This window comes from Azospira sp. I13 (assembly GCF_003112695.1).
Taxonomy (GTDB): domain Bacteria; phylum Pseudomonadota; class Gammaproteobacteria; order Burkholderiales; family Rhodocyclaceae; genus Azospira.
The window spans coordinates 37892-52469 of the sequence record NZ_BFBP01000006.1 but is presented as its reverse complement, the minus strand read 5'-3'; the positions used below and the strand labels follow the sequence as shown (position 1 = coordinate 52469).

Sequence of the window (14578 nt, the reverse complement as noted above, 5' to 3'; positions counted from 1 at the left end):
AGCAGCCGAAAAATCCCATGGACATCATTTTTATCGACGACTTCCGCGTGCAGACCCGCATCGGCATCTACCCGCGGGAGCAGATCATGCCCCAGACCGTCGAGCTGTCCCTGCAGATGGGCGTTTCCTCCACGGCCAGCGCCGGGGCCAGCGACGACATCCGCGACACCATCGACTACGCCAAGGTGGTGGACCGCCTGCGCCAGGACCTTTCCACCACCCAGTTCGGCCTGCTGGAAAAGCTGGCGGAGCACGTGTCCACCCTGGTGCTGGAAGAGTTTCGCTGCAGCTGGGTGCGGGTTTCCGTCGCCAAGCTGGGGATGATGCCCGGCGTGCGGCGGGTCGGCGTCATCATCGAACGCAGCGCCTGAGGCCCTTCCCGGGCCATTCCCCATTCCCTGCTTCACAAACGGGCCGGAAACCTAGAAGGGGCGGGGGCCTCTCCGCAGCGCCGCGCCAGGCCTTGTGTTCCGGGGTGGCATGAGGAAGGTCGGCGTCCCTATTGCCTTCCCAGCCTGTGGTCAAATTTTCGGCGCTGGCTGCCAGTTCAAATTCCCATGAAATCACTCCCATCCAGGGGCAAGCATGTTTGACCTGCTGAATCTCTTGTTCAATGCCGGCACGGTGGCCGGCAAGGCCCTGGGTATCACCCTGTTCGCCCTGGCCGATGTCAGCCTGCCGCAGCAGCTGGGCCAGGTGGCGCCGCTGGAAATGAGTTCGGCCGCCTACGTGACGATTCGCGTGCGCCCCAAAACGGAGGAGGAGCGTTGCCGCTACAGCGGCATCGTCGCGCCCTACGAGCAACGCTGGGAAGAGCGCGTCACCACCTTCGGCATGGATAGCGTCACCCCGCCCCAGCCGGGCAAGATTGCCGCCTACGCGCTGATCATCAACCGCAAGGATTGCGAAGGCCGCCCGCCCGAGGCCATGTTCCGCGTCGCCACCCATCGCCGCACCCTGTTCAACGGCGATGTGCTGGGTGAAGGGGCTCAGTGCGTCGTGCTGGAGCTGGGCCAACTGCCGGAGGCGGGGCGCCCCAAGTGGGTGCCGCAGGTGCTCGAAACGCTGGCCCAGGCGGCGCCGAACAGCCCACTGGCAGCAGAATTCCTGCGCTTCACCGAGGCCGCAGCCAGGGCGGCAGCCGATGCAGGGAAGGTGGCAATGCCCAATGGCGCCGAGGGTGTTCTCCCTTCCCGCGCAGCCCCGGCCGGCCCCGCCCAGTGACTGGCGGCCGGCGAACGTTCGTCGGCTAGCGGTAGCGCTAGCCGACGGCCCGGGCGCTTAGTCCTTCAGCGCCGCTTCCACCACCTTGGGTTGCAGTACGGCCAGCAGGTCGTGGGGGTGGATGCCAACCAGATAGCCCCGGCGGCCGCCGTTGATGTAGATGAGGGGCAGGTCCAGGATGGACTTTTCCACATACACGGGCATCGTCTTCTTGGTGCCGAAGGGGCTGGTGCCGCCTACCAGGAAGCCGGTGTGGCGGTTGGCCACTTCCGGCTTGCAGGGCTCTACCTTCTTGCAGCCGATCTGGCGGGCCAGTTCCTTGGTGGATACCTTGCAGTCGCCGTGCATCAGGACAATGAGCGGCTTGGCCTGCTCGTCTTCCATGATCAGGGTCTTCACCACGGCGTGTTCGTCCACATTCAGTTCCCGGGCCGACACCTTGGTGCCGCCGTGTTCCTCGTATGCGTAGAGGTGGTTGGAGTGGGCGATACGGTGCTGGCGCAGGAAGCGGGTGGCCTGGGTTTCCGGGGCGTGGCTGGCGTCGAATTCGTGTTGGCGGCTCATGATGCACCTCGAAGGTGTCTTGTGGAGGAATGGCTTCATTCTACGCCCGCCAGCGGGCGGCGGCGCGAGTCCGGGCTACCCCCGCGGGTGGTGCACGGCGTGCAGTTCCTTCAGCCGTTCCCGGGCCACGTGGGTGTAGATCTGGGTGGTGGAAATATCGGCGTGGCCAAGCAGGAGCTGCACCACCCGCAGGTCGGCACCGTGGTTGAGCAGGTGGGTGGCAAAGGCGTGGCGCAGCACGTGGGGGGAGAGGCGGGCCGGGTCCATGCCGGCGATGAGGGCGTACTTCTTCACCAGGGTCCAGAACATCTGCCGGGTCATGGCCGTACCCCGGGCGGTGATGAAGCAGAAGTCGCTCTGGCGCCCGGCCAGCAGCGTCTGGCGGCCATCCCCCAGGTAGGTTTGTAGCCAGTCCAGGGCTACTTCGCCGAGGGGCACCAGGCGCTCCTTGCTGCCCTTGCCGAAAACCCGGGCCACCCCCATGTCGAAGCTGATTTCGTGGAGCTTGAGATTGACCAGCTCGCTGACCCGCAGGCCGGTGGCGTAGAGGGTTTCCAGCATGGCCCGGTCCCGCTGGCCGAGGGGCGTTTCCACCTCCGGCGCCGCCAGCAGGGCTTCCACCTGGGCTTCGCTCATCACCTTGGGCAGGCGGGAAGCTTTCACCGGCATGGCCGTCTGCAAGGTGGGGTCGCTCTGGCGGCGCCCCTGGGCCAGCAGGCGGCGGTAGAAGCGGCGCAGGGAGGAGAGGTAGCGCGCCTGGGAGCTGGATTTCATCTGGGGCGCGACGCTGGCCAGGAAGGCGGTCAGGTCCGCCGTGTCGGCCTGGGCCAGGGGCGGCCGGCCCTGCTGTTGCAGCCACAGGGCGTAGCGTTGCAGGTCGCTGCGGTAGGCGGCGAGGGAATTGGGGGAGAGCCCGTCTTCCAGCCACAGGGCGTCGCAGAAAGCGTCGATCTCGCTCTGGCTGGCGAACTCCAGGGACGGGGTATCGCTCATGGCGCGGGGCCCTCAGCAGGGCGTGCAGCCTTCATGGCGCAGCAGCCAGCGTTTGATGTCGAGCAGAAAATCGCCGCCGTTGCGGCCGAAACCGCCCAGGCCGCTGGCGGAAACGACGCGATGGCAGGGCACCACCAGGGGAAAGGGGTTGGCGCCGCAGGCACCGCCCACCGCCCGGGGGCCACTGTGCAGCGCCTTGGCCACGTCGCCGTAGCGCAGCACCTGGCCCCGGGGAATGGCGCTGATCTGCTGCCACACCCGGCGCTGGAACAAGGTGCCGGAGGGGCGCAGGGGCAGGCCGAAGACAAAGCCCGGGTCGGCCAGGTAGGCCTGAATCTGGCGCACCGCCTCGGCGGCGAGGGGAGTTGTCGGCGCCTGGGCCGGGCCGGGGGGCAGATAGACGATCTCGATGATCTCGTCGCCGTCGCAGCGGATGCCGAGGGCGAAGCCCGGGGCCAGGGTGATGGCCTGGAAGGCAGGCTGGGCGGCGGTCTTGGTCATGAGGATCGGGAGAATGAAGAAGGGGGCGGCCTACCGGCCACCCCCGTTGAAGAAGCTTACTGGGCCTTGCCGAGCAGGGCGTCCTTGAGATCGCCCTGGGCTGGCTTGTTACCCAGCCAGATGCGCAGCAGGGCCTTGTAGAAATCCTCCCCGGGAATCACCTTGCCCTGGGGCTGGCCGGCCACGGTGAGACGGGTGCCCTGCTCGGGAATCCAGTCCAGGGTGATGGGCGTGCCCTTGGCGGCCTTGCCCAGGCCCAGCAGATTGGCTTCGAAGGTCTGGATGCGGTCCTTCAGCTCCGCCGTTTCGGCTTCGCTGTGGTTCTTGGCGATGCCGCCGGAAAGGGCGTCCACGAACTGCTGAGCGGTCAGTTCCATGAGGGGCACGATAGCCAGGCGCTTGGCGCCCTTGGCCGCCAGCACGCCTTCCACCTCACCGGCCTTGGCCGGCAGGTAGAGGCCCACGGCATAGACCTTGAAAAAGACCTTGGAACGCAGGCCGGCGCCGTTGAGGGCCAGTTCCTGCTGATCCAGTTTCAGGCGCTCCTCAAACTTCACCCCGGCCACTTCCGTGGCCCGGGCGCTGCCGGTGAAGAGCGTGAGGGCGGCCAGGGCCGCCATGAAAAATTTCATGTTCATTGGGTACTGTCTCCTTTGGTTTTTGCGGACTTTATTAAAGCCCCGGCGCCGTCCGCACGTCGCCGGGGCAATTCTTTTAGGGGTGCTGCGGTGCTGCCTTGAAACTGAAGCGGGTAGCGGGTTTAGGGGCTTTAGGGGCTTTAGGGGCTTTAGGGGCGCAGGCTGGCGGGCCGGCGCTTAGCCGCGCACCTGGCCGTTGCCCAGGACCACCCATTTCTGGCTGGTCAGGCCTTCCAGGCCCACCGGGCCACGGGCGTGGATCTTGTCCGTGGAAATGCCGATCTCGGCGCCGAGGCCGTATTCGAAGCCGTCGGCGAAGCGGGTGGAGGCGTTCACCATGACCGAGGCCGAATCCACTTCCCGCAGGAAGCGCATGGCGTGGGTGTGGTTCTCGGTGACGATGGCCTCGGTGTGGCTGGAGGAATACTTGTTGATGTGCTCGATGGCCTCGTCCAGCCCGGCCACCACCTTCACGGCGATGATCGGCGCCAGGTATTCCTCGCCCCAGTCGGCCTCGGTGGCTTCCTTGGCATTGGGCACCAGGGCGCGGGTTTCGGCACAGCCGCGGATTTCCACGCCCTTGGCGGTGAGCATGGCGGCGATGGGCGGCAGCAGGGTGGCGGCAACGGAGCGCGCCACCAGCAGGGATTCGGCGGTGTTGCAGGTGCCGTAGCGCTGGGTCTTGGAGTTTTCCACCACCGCCATGGCCTTGGTCGCATCGGCGCTGTCGTCCAGGTATACGTGGCAGTTGCCGTCCAGGTGCTGGATCATGGGCACCCGGGATTCGGCCAACAGACGGGCGATAAGGCCCTTGCCGCCGCGGGGCACGATGACGTCCACGAATTCGCGCATGGTGATGAGCTCGCCTACGGCGGCCCGGTCGGTGGTTTCCACCACCTGCACGGCGTCGGCCGGCAGGCCGGCGGCCTGCAAACCTTCCTTCACCAGGGTTGCCAGGGCCTGATTGCAGCGAATGGCTTCGGAGCCGCCGCGCAGGATGGAGGCATTGCCGGACTTGATGCACAGGCCGGCCGCATCCACCGTGACGTTGGGGCGGGCTTCGTAGATGATGCCGATGACGCCCAGGGGCACCCGCATGTGGCCCACCTGGATGCCGGAGGGGCGGAAGCGCAGGTCGGTCATTTCACCGATGGGGTCCGGCAGGGAGGCGATCTGCTCCAGGCCTTCGGCCATGGTGGCGACGGTCTTGGGGGAAAGGGTCAGGCGATCCACCATGGCCGGCTCCAGACCGGCGGCCCGGGCGGCGGCCAGGTCTTCACCGTTGGCAGCCAGGAGCTTGGCCTCGTCGCGGCGGATGGCGGCGGCGATGGCCAGCAGGGCGCGGTTCTTGGCATTGGTGTCGGCCTTGGCCATCTGGCGTGAGGCGGCCCGGGCGCGGCGGCCCAGGTTCTGCATGTATTCCTTGATATCCATGGTGGTATTCAGCGCTTCAGGCAAGACATAATCGACCCATTATAGCGGCCTCAAATGCCCCGAAAGGCCATTCCCTTACTCAAAATATGGGATTGGGCTAAACTTTCTTGCCGTTGCGGTGTCATTAACCGTTACATGGCCGTTTGACGTCGCAGGAGACCCTATGAGTCGCAAGCTGATTGTTCCCACCGAAGTGCAAGTCTGCGCTACCTGCAGCTATTGGGATGGGGAACGCAAGGTGGACGCCGAAGTCGGCGTGGTGGTGGTGGATGAGTGCTGCCAGGGCGAATGCCTGGTGCGGGAATCATCCCTGCCGGCATTGCGCCACAAGTCTGGCGATAGCGATTGTGAATGGGAACATCTGGTTCCCGATGAGCCGGAAGATGTTCCGGCCGTGCTGGCGGAACTGCCGCCGGACGATGAGAAGGCCGCCTAACCGGGCCTGATCTCAGGAGGCCGTGGGTCTCCCGCTATCCCGACTGTTGCCGTTAAGCCCGGCCCGCCTCACCGGCGGGCACTGCCGTGCCCCTGCTGTGGGCGCGGCTTTTCCGTTGTTCTGCGGTAGTTCTTGATGGTTTGCGGCCTTGCGTGTCTGGTGTTGGGCCGCTGCCTGCATTGCCCCCTCTCCCGCTGCCGGTTTTTCCCGGCTTCGCCGGCCTAGCGCAGGCTCAGGCCCAGGCGCAGGAATTCATCCCACACATCGCCCGCCGCCAGGCCCTTGATGCAGCGGTCGATCTGGGCGGCCCGGGCCAGGGCGGCATTCAGCCGCTGGCTGTCCAGGCGCCCCAGGGCCCGCTTCACCAACATTTGCCGCGGCCCCCAGATGCGCTGTTCCTTGAGCAGCAGATCCACGGGGCGGCCGGCATTCATCCCTTCTTTCAAAGCCGCCAGGGCCCGCACTTCCTCCGTCACCGCCCACAGCACCAGGGGAGGCGCCTCGCCTTCCTGGCGCAGGCCGTCCAGGGTGCGCGTCAGGCGGGCCATGTCGCCCTGCAGCAGGGCCTCCCGCAGGCCGTCGATATCGTAGCGGGCCACATTGAGCACCGCTTCCCGCACCTGTTCCAGGCTGATGGCGCCGGCCGGGTAGAGCAGGCCCAGTTTCTGGATTTCCTGATGGGCCGCCAGCAGGTTGCCTTCCACCCGCTCGGCGATGAAGCGCAGGCCTTCCGGGTCGGCGCTCTGGCCCTGGCGCTTGAGGCGCCCGGCGATCCAGGCCGGCAGTTCATTCAGGCCGGGGGCCTGGAATTTGAGGACGTAGCCGGCTTCCACCAGGGTTTGGAACCAGCTGGCCTTTTCGTCCTGCCAGGTCAGTTCCGGCAGGGTGATGAGGGTCATGGCATCGGGGGAAAGGCGCTGGCAATGCTCCTGCAATGCCTGCCCGCCATCGCGGCCGGGCTTGCCGTTGGGAATGCGCAGGTCGATGAGCTTGCGGTCGCCGAACAGGGAAAGATTGCCGCCGGCCATGGCCAGCTGGGTCCAGTTGAAGCCCTGGCCGGCCACCAGCACTTCCCGCTCGCTATAGCCCTGGCGCCGGGCGGTGGCCCGCAGGGCATCCCCCGCTTCGATGACCAGCAGGGGCTCGTCGCCGTAGACCACGTAGAGCGGCCCCAGGGGCCGTTCCAAGAGGCCCGCCAGCTGCTCTCCCTTGAGCAGGGGCATGGTGTTCTCAGTCCTCGTCGGCGGCGGCCGGAGGCTTGGCCTTGGACATGCGCCGCAGCAGCTGCTGCACCAGGTCCCGCTGCATGTCCTGCCACAGCAGCTCTTCTTCCTGGGTCTTGGAGAGCACCTGGGAGTCGTCGTAGGTGACGTCCCGGGTCAGGTAGATTTCCATGGGGGTGGAGAGGGACTTGCCCTGGGGGTCCTGCAGCAGGAAGGTGGTGCGGTACTGCAGCTGGATTTCCCGCACACGACCGGCCGCGTTATAGGACAGGGCCTGACGCATGCGGGTCTCGCCTTGCTGGCTGAGGATGGCCGCAGCGCCTTCCCGGTTGCCCACCAGCTCCGTGGCGGCGTTGGCGCGAATCTGCCGTTTCAGGTTGGTGGAGATTTCGGAGTTTTCCGACATCGCCACGTACAGGCTCGGAAAGGGCATGGACTGTGCGCCCCGCAGCTGGAAGCCGCAGCCGGCCAGCGTCAGGCACAACAGCAGGGCGGAGAGGCCGGAGGCGGCAGACAGGCGAGGGCGCACAGGCATTCCTTAGACGACGATGTTGACCAGGCGGCCGGGAACCACCACCACCTTCTTCGGCGCTTGCCCGTCCAGGTGCTTCTGCACCGTCTCGGAGGCCAGGGCGGCGGCTTCGATGGCGTCCTTGGCTGCATCGGCCGGCACCTTGATGCTGCCGCGCAGCTTGCCATTCACCTGCAGCATCAGCTCGATCTCGCTCTGTACCAGGGCGGCGGCATCGGCCTTGGGGAAGGTGGCCTGACCAGCATCGCAGCCGGGCTTCAGCTCGGCGTAGAGGGCCTGGCAGGCGTGGGGCACGATGGGGAAGAGCATCAGTACGGCGGCTTCCAGGGCTTCCTGCTTGACGCTGCGGGCTTCCGGGCTGTCCGGCAGCTTGGCGAAGGCGTTGAGCAGCTCCATGACGGCGGCGATGGCGGTGTTGAACTGCTTGCGCCGGCCGTAGTCGTCGCTGACCTTGCCGATGGTCTGGTGCAGCTGGCGGCGGAAGTCCTTCAGCACGCCGTCCAGCTCGCCACCGCTGTAAGCGGGGACGATGCCTGCAGCCACGTGGTCGTGGCTCAGTTTCCACAGGCGTTTCAGGAAGCGGAAGGCGCCTTCGACACCGGCGTCGGACCATTCCAGGGACTGGTCCGGCGGGGCGGCGAACATCATGAACAGGCGGGCCGTGTCGGCGCCGTACTCGTCCATCAGGGATTGGGGGTCCACGCCGTTGTTCTTGGACTTGGACATCTTCTCGGTGCCGCCGATGACCACCGGCTGACCGTCGGCCTTGAGGGTGGCGCCGGTGGGGCGGCCGCGCTCGTCGGTGGTCACATCCACGTCGGCCGGGTTGATCCAGTCCTTCTTGCCGCCTTCGGCGTCGCGATAGAAGGTGGGGGCCACCACCATGCCCTGGGTCAGCAGGTTGGCGAAGGGCTCGTCCAGCTTCTGCTCGCCGAAGAGACCCACGTCCCGCATCAGCTTGGTGAAGAAGCGAGAGTAGAGCAGGTGCAGGATGGCGTGCTCGATGCCGCCGATGTACTGGTCGATGCCGCCCTTGCACCAGTAGGCCACGCGCTCGTCCACCATGGCCTGGGTGTTGTCCGGGCAGGCGTAGCGCAGGAAGTACCAGGAGGACTCGACGAAGGTATCCATGGTGTCGGTTTCGCGACGGGCCGGCTTGCCGCACTTGGGGCAGGTGCACTCGTAGAACTCGGGCATCTTGGCCAGGGGGGAACCGGCGCCGGTGATTTCCACGTTCTCCGGCAGCACCACGGGCAGCTGGTCGTCAGGCACCGGCACGTCGCCGCAGGACTCGCAATGGATCACCGGGATCGGGCAGCCCCAGTAGCGCTGGCGGGAAATGCCCCAGTCGCGCAGGCGGAACTGCACCTTCTTCTCACCCAGGCCCTTGGCCGCAAGGTCGGCGGCGATGGCATCCACGGCGGCTTCATAGGCCAGGCCGTCGTACTTGCCGGAATTGACGCAGGTGCCGCGGCTCTTGTCACCGTACCATTCCTGCCAGCCGTCCAGGCTGAAGGTCTCGCCTTCAGCGGCGATGACCTGCTTGATGGCCAGGTTGTACTTCTTGGCAAAGGCAAAGTCCCGCTCGTCGTGGGCGGGCACGGCCATCACGGCGCCTTCGCCGTAGCCCATCAGCACGTAGTTGCCGACCCACACTTCCACCTGTTCGCCGGTGAGGGGGTGCTGGACGAAGATGCCCGTGGGCATGCCCTTCTTTTCCATGGTGGCGATGTCGGCCTCGGCCACGCCGCCTTTCTTGCATTCCTCGATGAAGGCGGCCAGTTCGGGGTTGTTCGCGGCGGCCCGGGTGGCCAGGGGGTGTTCGGCGGCCACGGCGACGAAGGTGACGCCCATGATGGTGTCGGCTCGGGTGGTGAATACCCACAGCTTTTCGTTGCTGTTGTCGGCCAGGGGGAAGGCGAAGCGCACGCCGGTGCTCTTGCCGATCCAGTTCTTCTGCATCAGGCGCACCTGCTCGGGCCAGCCCGGTAGTTGGTCCAGGTCGGCCAGCAGTTCCTCGGCGTAGGCGGTGATCTTCATGTAGTACATGGGGATCTCGCGCTTTTCCACCAGGGCGCCGGAGCGCCAGCCGCGGCCATCGATGACCTGCTCGTTGGCCAGCACGGTGTGGTCCACCGGGTCCCAATTCACGGTGCCCAGCTTTTTGTAGATCAGGCCCTTTTCATACAGACGGGTGAACAGCCACTGCTCCCAGCGGTAGTACTCGGGGGTGCAGGTGGCGAACTCGCGCTCCCAGTCGATGGCGAAACCCAGGCGCTGCAGCTGGCTGCGCATGTAGTCGATGTTGGCGTAGGTCCACTTGGCGGGCGGCACCTTGTTCTGGATGGCGGCGTTTTCCGCCGGCATGCCGAAGGCGTCCCAACCCATGGGCTGCAGCACGTTGTAGCCCTGCATCTTGTGGAAACGGGTCAGCACATCGCCGATGGTATAGTTGCGCACGTGCCCCATATGCAGCTTCCCCGACGGATAGGGGAACATGGAAAGACAGTAGTACTTAGGTTTTGTGGTGTCTTCGACGGCGCGGGCAGCCTGGGTTTTGACCCAGTGTTGCTGGGCGGCCAGTTCGACTTCCGCCGGTTGGTATTTTTCCTGCATGTGGGGACCAGAAATTCGTTGCAAAGCGGGAAATTATAACCGCTCCACCGTCATCCCACCGGGCAAAATGGCCCACTCCGGAGACCCCCCCATGTCCCTGCGGCAACCCCTGCTGGCCTTTTCCCTACTTGCCCTCAGCACTATTGCCCTGGCCGCCCCGGGCAGCGCAACGACCCCTGCCGCCGCCGGCCCCGCTGTCACGGCTGTGCAGTCGCCGGCCTGGCTGGAGCGGGAGGGCCAGCGCCGCCCCCTGGTGCCGGGGGATGTCCTCGGCAACCGGGACCAAGTGCTCACCGGCAATGGCGCCCGGGTGCTGATCCAGCTGCCCGAGGGCAGCGCCGTGAAGTTGGGGGAAAACGCCCAACTGAAGCTGAATGCCCTGGGGACGCGGTCGGGCGGCGTGTATACCGCGGCCCTGGATGTTTTGCAGGGAGCCTTTCGTTTCACCACCGACTTGTTCCAGAAACGCCTCGCCCATCGGGCGGTGAATATCCGCGCTGCCACGCTCACCGCCGGCATCCGCGGCACCGACCTGTGGGGCAAGTCCGACGGGGAGAAAGACCTTATCTGCCTGCTGGAAGGGCATGTGGTGGTCACCCATCCTCAGGGTGAAGCAATGGAACTGACCGAGCCCCTGGCTTTTGCCAGCGCCCTGCGCGATCAGCCGCCCCAGCCGGTGACTCGGGCCGATGCGGCCCAGGTGGAGCAGTGGTCCAGGGAAACGGAATTGCAGCCGGGGCAGGGCGTTCTGCGGCGGGACGGTGCCTGGGGCGTCAATTTCCCTGCGCTCGGCAGCCAGGCCGAAGCCCTGGCCCTTTATGACCGTCTGCGGACGGCGGGCTACCCGGCCCGGGTGCGGGTGACGGCGGATAGCCAGGGCGAAGAAGGCTACGCCTATCGCTTGCGCGTCGGCGGCTGGGCCAGCCGTAGCGAGGCAATGGCAGTGGCGACCCGTCTGGGCGGCCTGCTGGAGATGGCGCCGGGCAGCGTTTCCCGTTAAGGGGGCGGTGTTGGGGGGGCAGTGAGTGCCGTCCAGGCGCTAGAATGGCCTGGGGGGCAGTAAGCGGTTCGGGGCCGGTGGGGGCCGTGGCGTGGGAAATTATGTGGCACGAGGTGCCAAAAATACTTGCCTGTAATGGCTGGCGGCGCGTTATGGGGATGTTGCCGAGCCGTGGCCGGAGCGGACGGTCGGCTGGGATCGGCAAACGGATGCCATTCAGGGATTCAGTCGGCGCGAAGCTGCAGCACCTGGGGATCATCCCAGTGTTCGAGCAGCACCCGGGCGACCCGTTCTTGCCAGAGGGTGGCGAAGCGGGCGGCCTTGGCCGGGTCCGGGGTGTCGTCGTCGGCAGATAGTAGATCCTGCAGGAGCGGGCCCATGGCCGGGTCGGCAGGAACCGAGGATAGATCCAGGCGGGCCGTGACGGTCCGGCCATTATCCAGGCGGCGGAAGCGGGCATCGGCCTGCAGGTCGACGCCGTATTCCAGCAGATGGCGCCGGGAAAAGCGCCCGGCCAGCCCCTTGAAACCGCCTTCGGCCGCCGCGCCGGTAAGCAGGGTGACGACGCTGGCGATGACGCCGGTGACGCCCGCGTCGGCCAGGCCGCTCAACTGCACCTGCACTCCGCCCCGTTCCGGCAGGGCCTCGCCGTAGAGGGCCTGCAGGGCACGCACCGTCATCAGGTAGGCGCCGGCCACGGTGGGGCAGGAGTGTCCGGCGAGGCGCACCGCATCCTCATAGCGATAGGCGATACGCCCGCCCTCGGCCGCACCGAGAAACTCGGCCAGTGGATCCCGCAGGGTGATGCCCGGCACTTCTGCGAAGAAGGCAGGAAAACGGGAGGTCTGGAGCGTGTTCATGGGGCGGAGATGTGTGATTGGGCGGTGGCGGAGGAAGGGGAAAGTCTGGGAGGGTAGAAAGGTCCGGCGACTATGCGGCCCGGAATGCTTGCCGGCGCCGCAAAGCCGCGCTGCTGGGATCAGCGGGCCGGAATTACCTGGCCGGAATCAGCCGCCGATCAGGGCCATGGCTTCGGCCACGGAAATCGGCGTGACCGGCTTTTTGACAAAGCGTACCGCCAAGGAGGCGGCCTTTTCCCGGATGGCGTCCTGAATGTTGGCGGTGAGCAGGGCCAGGGCAGCCTGGCTGCCTTGCTCCCGCAGGCGGCCGGCCAGTTCCAGGCCGTCCATGCCGGGCATGTTGTAATCCAGGGTCATCAGGTCGTAGGCCGCGGCCTTGGCCTTTTCCAGGGCCTCGTCGCCGTTGGCGGCTTCATCCACGGACCAGTCGGGGTGTTTGTCCAGAACGATGGCGCGGATAATCATCCGGCTGACCCGGCTGTCGTCTACTACCAGCACGCGTTTGCTCATGCCTTTGTCTCCAGTGTTGGCCCCAGTGTAGTGCCGGGCCCTGTTGTGCTGCTTTGATGCATCTCGGTTTTCAGCATGGGGCAGAAGCGTGGGGACTGGCAAGGATGAAATTCACGCTCTGCTCCGTACGGGTCAGGTCTTGGCCTGGATCAGTTCGATCTTGTAGCCGTCCGGGTCTTCGACGAAGGCGATGACGGTGGTGCCGTGCTTCATCGGGCCGGCCTCCCGCACCACCTTGCCGCCCCGGGCCTTGATGGCGGCGCAGGCGGCGTAGGCGTCTTCGACTTCCAGGGCGACGTGGCCGAAAGCGGTACCCAGCTCGTAGGACGGGGTGTCCCAGTTGTGGGTCAGTTCGATCACGGCACCTTCGGATTCGGGGCCGTAGCCAACGAAAGCCAGGGTGAAGCGGCCATCCGGGTAGTCCTGGCGGCGCAGCAGTTGCATGCCCAGCACTTCGGTGTAGAAGGCCAGGGAACGGTCCAGGTCGCCGACCCGGAGCATGGTGTGAAGCAGACGCATGGGATGTCTCCTCGAAATGGTGGGAAGGGTTACCAGCGGGGCAGGCTCTGGCCCAGGTGCTTGAGCTGAGCCCGGGCCGGCTGGTAGTCCGGATAAAGCTGCTCCACCACCGACCAGAAGCGGGGGGAGTGGTTCATTTCCTTGAGGTGGGCCAGTTCGTGGGCTACCACGTAATCCACCACCGCCAGGGGGAAGTGGATCAGCCGCCAGTTGAGGCGGATGCCGCTGACCCGGCTGCAACTGCCCCAGCGGGTGCGGGCCGAGCTGAGGGCCAGGGGCGGCACGGTGAGGCCGAGGGGGGCGGCGTAGTGGGCGAGGCGTTCGACAAAGAGCGCCCGGGCCCGTTCCTTCAGGGCTCGCTCTAGCAGGGCGCGTGGATCCTTGTTCTCCGGCAGGGTGAGCTGGAGATGCCCGTCGTTCCAGGAAATGCGGGCAGGGCCGACGGAGATGCCCAGCTGGCGCGCCTCGCCGAGGATGGGCAGGCTCATGCCGTCGCTGATGGTGAGCAGGGTCGGGGCCTGGCGCTGGCGCCAGAGGTCCAGCTTTTGCAGCACCCAGGCTTCATGGCGGCGGATGAGGTTTTCCACCTCCCGCAGGCTGGCCCGCAGGGGGGCACCGACCCGCAGGCCCCGGTGGTCGATGGTCAGGCCGATGGTACGGCGCCGGCTGCGGCGCAATTCGTAGGGAACCAGGCGCTCCCCCAGCAGCAGGGCGGCACCCCGGGCGTCGGCCGGCGGCCGTTCTGCCGCATCCCGGAACAGGGGCAGTTCCAGTTGGGCCAACTCAGGACGCCTGGGCCCCATGGCGGTAGCGATGGGGAGAGATGCGCTGCATTTCTTCCTCGATCCAGCTTTCCACCCGGCGATTCACTTCTTCCGCCGTCAGTCCGGTGGCGTCGATGGCCGGGCCGAAGCTGATGGTGATGGTGCCCGGCTTCTTGATGAAGGCGTTACGCTTCCACAGTTCGCCGGCATTGTGGGCCACCGGTACCACCTTGGCGCCGGCCTGCACCGCCAGATGGGCGCCGCCAGGCTTGTAACGTTTCTTCTGGCCGGGCGGCACCCGGGTGCCTTCGGGGAAGATGATGACGCTGATGCCACGGCCCAGGCGCTCGGCACCCTGGTCGGAAACCTGGCTCAGGGCGTCTTTACCGGCTTTGCGGTCGATGGCGATCATGCCGATGGCGGCAAAGGCCCAGCCCAGGAAGGGCAGGCGCAGCAATTCCTTTTTCAGCACGAAGACCATGCGCGGGAACCATTGCTGCAGGGCCACGGTTTCCCAGGCGGATTGGTGTTTGGAAAGCACCACCACGGCTTCGGCGGGAATGTTCTCGGTACCCCGGGCTTGGGTACGGATGCCGAGTACGCCGGCCACCAGCCCCTTGAGGAAAATGGCCCGCCAGAGGTCGATGATGGTGTAGGCCACGCTGGCCGACAGGGGCGCGACGATGCAGACCAGGACGCCGAAAAAGGCGGTGATCGGCACCACCAGCAGGGAGTAGATCAGGGAACGGATCAGGGGCATGGGA

The 14578-nt window shown here is 66.3% G+C and carries 17 protein-coding genes; 4 read left to right on the top strand and 13 right to left on the bottom strand.

Annotation, left to right across the window (positions count from 1 at the left end):
* Positions 1-17: 17 nt before the first annotated feature.
* Together AZSI13_RS06575 and AZSI13_RS06570 are read left to right on the top strand one after the other, a co-directional pair.
* Positions 18-371 carry a dihydroneopterin aldolase gene (locus tag AZSI13_RS06575; protein WP_109040388.1) on the top strand — a complete coding sequence of 118 codons (354 nt, stop codon included), beginning with the start codon at positions 18-20 and terminating at the stop codon, positions 369-371.
* A gap of 214 nt (positions 372-585) precedes the next feature.
* Positions 586-1224 carry a hypothetical protein gene (locus AZSI13_RS06570; protein ID WP_109040387.1) on the top strand — a complete coding sequence of 213 codons (639 nt, stop codon included), beginning with the start codon at positions 586-588 and terminating at the stop codon, positions 1222-1224.
* Between the two features lie 57 nt (positions 1225-1281).
* On the opposite strand, the gene ybaK is transcribed toward AZSI13_RS06570, so the two are convergent.
* From ybaK to AZSI13_RS06545, 5 genes are all read right to left on the bottom strand, one after another.
* Positions 1282-1788: a Cys-tRNA(Pro) deacylase gene (gene ybaK, locus AZSI13_RS06565; RefSeq protein ID WP_109040386.1), complete on the bottom strand. Its 507-nt coding sequence runs from the start codon at positions 1786-1788 to the stop codon at positions 1282-1284.
* 75 nt (positions 1789-1863) lie between these two features.
* Positions 1864-2781, bottom strand: a complete 918-nt coding sequence (gene xerD, locus AZSI13_RS06560; protein ID WP_109040385.1) for a site-specific tyrosine recombinase XerD — start codon at positions 2779-2781, stop codon at positions 1864-1866.
* Positions 2782-2793: 12 nt separating this feature from the next.
* Positions 2794-3282 (bottom strand): methylated-DNA--[protein]-cysteine S-methyltransferase, encoded by a 489-nt coding sequence (locus AZSI13_RS06555; RefSeq protein WP_109040384.1) that lies wholly within the window; start codon positions 3280-3282, stop codon positions 2794-2796.
* 56 nt (positions 3283-3338) lie between these two features.
* Positions 3339-3920, bottom strand: a complete 582-nt coding sequence (locus tag AZSI13_RS06550; RefSeq protein ID WP_109040383.1) for a chalcone isomerase family protein — start codon at positions 3918-3920, stop codon at positions 3339-3341.
* Between the two features lie 177 nt (positions 3921-4097).
* Positions 4098-5354, bottom strand: a complete 1257-nt coding sequence (locus tag AZSI13_RS06545; protein WP_109040382.1) for a glutamate-5-semialdehyde dehydrogenase — start codon at positions 5352-5354, stop codon at positions 4098-4100.
* Between the two features lie 163 nt (positions 5355-5517).
* Between AZSI13_RS06545 and AZSI13_RS06540 the strand changes: the two genes are divergently transcribed.
* The gene (locus AZSI13_RS06540) at positions 5518-5790 is read left to right on the top strand and encodes a hypothetical protein (RefSeq protein ID WP_109040381.1); all 273 of its coding nucleotides are present in this window, start codon (positions 5518-5520) and stop codon (positions 5788-5790) included.
* 221 nt (positions 5791-6011) lie between these two features.
* Here AZSI13_RS06540 and holA read toward each other — a convergent pair whose 3' ends face one another.
* The 3 genes from holA to leuS are packed head-to-tail and all read right to left on the bottom strand — an operon-like array spanning position 6012 to position 10161.
* Positions 6012-7013, bottom strand: coding sequence for a DNA polymerase III subunit delta (holA, locus tag AZSI13_RS06535; RefSeq protein WP_109040380.1), 1002 nt, complete (start codon positions 7011-7013; stop codon positions 6012-6014).
* A 7-nt stretch (positions 7014-7020) separates the two neighbouring features.
* Positions 7021-7542, bottom strand: a complete 522-nt coding sequence (gene lptE / locus AZSI13_RS06530; protein WP_235609696.1) for an LPS assembly lipoprotein LptE — start codon at positions 7540-7542, stop codon at positions 7021-7023.
* A 9-nt stretch (positions 7543-7551) separates the two neighbouring features.
* Positions 7552-10161, bottom strand: a complete 2610-nt coding sequence (gene leuS / locus AZSI13_RS06525; RefSeq protein WP_109040378.1) for a leucine--tRNA ligase — start codon at positions 10159-10161, stop codon at positions 7552-7554.
* 91 nt (positions 10162-10252) lie between these two features.
* Here leuS and AZSI13_RS06520 point away from each other — a divergent pair, with 91 nt between their 5' ends.
* Positions 10253-11161 (top strand): SPOR domain-containing protein, encoded by a 909-nt coding sequence (locus AZSI13_RS06520; RefSeq protein ID WP_165833371.1) that lies wholly within the window; start codon positions 10253-10255, stop codon positions 11159-11161.
* Positions 11162-11385: 224 nt separating this feature from the next.
* Here AZSI13_RS06520 and AZSI13_RS06515 read toward each other — a convergent pair whose 3' ends face one another.
* The 5 genes from AZSI13_RS06515 to AZSI13_RS06495 all read right to left on the bottom strand — a co-directional run bounded on the left by AZSI13_RS06515 (position 11386) and on the right by AZSI13_RS06495 (position 14574).
* Positions 11386-12021, bottom strand: a complete 636-nt coding sequence (locus AZSI13_RS06515; RefSeq protein WP_109040376.1) for a hypothetical protein — start codon at positions 12019-12021, stop codon at positions 11386-11388.
* Between the two features lie 147 nt (positions 12022-12168).
* The gene (locus tag AZSI13_RS06510) at positions 12169-12531 is read right to left on the bottom strand and encodes a response regulator transcription factor (protein WP_109040375.1); all 363 of its coding nucleotides are present in this window, start codon (positions 12529-12531) and stop codon (positions 12169-12171) included.
* 132 nt (positions 12532-12663) lie between these two features.
* Complete coding sequence (gene gloA / locus AZSI13_RS06505) at positions 12664-13050, bottom strand: lactoylglutathione lyase (protein ID WP_109040374.1); 387 nt, start codon at positions 13048-13050, stop codon at positions 12664-12666.
* Positions 13051-13079: 29 nt separating this feature from the next.
* Positions 13080-13832, bottom strand: coding sequence for a M48 family metallopeptidase (locus tag AZSI13_RS06500; RefSeq protein WP_235609695.1), 753 nt, complete (start codon positions 13830-13832; stop codon positions 13080-13082).
* A gap of 1 nt (position 13833) precedes the next feature.
* Positions 13834-14574 (bottom strand): 1-acyl-sn-glycerol-3-phosphate acyltransferase, encoded by a 741-nt coding sequence (locus AZSI13_RS06495; protein ID WP_109040372.1) that lies wholly within the window; start codon positions 14572-14574, stop codon positions 13834-13836.
* Positions 14575-14578: the final 4 nt, after the last annotated feature.

Coding starts and splice junctions, on each gene's coding strand:
- xerD (WP_109040385.1), bottom strand. CDS start 2,781: ATGAGCGATACCCCGTCCCTGGAGTTCGCCAGCCAGAGCGAGATCGAC.
- AZSI13_RS06555 (WP_109040384.1), bottom strand. CDS start 3,282: ATGACCAAGACCGCCGCCCAGCCTGCCTTCCAGGCCATCACCCTGGCC.
- gloA (WP_109040374.1), bottom strand. CDS start 13,050: ATGCGTCTGCTTCACACCATGCTCCGGGTCGGCGACCTGGACCGTTCC.
- AZSI13_RS06520 (WP_165833371.1), top strand. CDS start 10,253: ATGTCCCTGCGGCAACCCCTGCTGGCCTTTTCCCTACTTGCCCTCAGC.
- AZSI13_RS06575 (WP_109040388.1), top strand. CDS start 18: ATGGACATCATTTTTATCGACGACTTCCGCGTGCAGACCCGCATCGGC.
- AZSI13_RS06545 (WP_109040382.1), bottom strand. CDS start 5,354: ATGGATATCAAGGAATACATGCAGAACCTGGGCCGCCGCGCCCGGGCC.
- AZSI13_RS06540 (WP_109040381.1), top strand. CDS start 5,518: ATGAGTCGCAAGCTGATTGTTCCCACCGAAGTGCAAGTCTGCGCTACC.
- ybaK (WP_109040386.1), bottom strand. CDS start 1,788: ATGAGCCGCCAACACGAATTCGACGCCAGCCACGCCCCGGAAACCCAG.
- AZSI13_RS06495 (WP_109040372.1), bottom strand. CDS start 14,574: ATGCCCCTGATCCGTTCCCTGATCTACTCCCTGCTGGTGGTGCCGATC.
- holA (WP_109040380.1), bottom strand. CDS start 7,013: ATGCCCCTGCTCAAGGGAGAGCAGCTGGCGGGCCTCTTGGAACGGCCC.
- AZSI13_RS06570 (WP_109040387.1), top strand. CDS start 586: ATGTTTGACCTGCTGAATCTCTTGTTCAATGCCGGCACGGTGGCCGGC.
- AZSI13_RS06510 (WP_109040375.1), bottom strand. CDS start 12,531: ATGAGCAAACGCGTGCTGGTAGTAGACGACAGCCGGGTCAGCCGGATG.
- AZSI13_RS06515 (WP_109040376.1), bottom strand. CDS start 12,021: ATGAACACGCTCCAGACCTCCCGTTTTCCTGCCTTCTTCGCAGAAGTG.
- leuS (WP_109040378.1), bottom strand. CDS start 10,161: ATGCAGGAAAAATACCAACCGGCGGAAGTCGAACTGGCCGCCCAGCAA.
- AZSI13_RS06550 (WP_109040383.1), bottom strand. CDS start 3,920: ATGAACATGAAATTTTTCATGGCGGCCCTGGCCGCCCTCACGCTCTTC.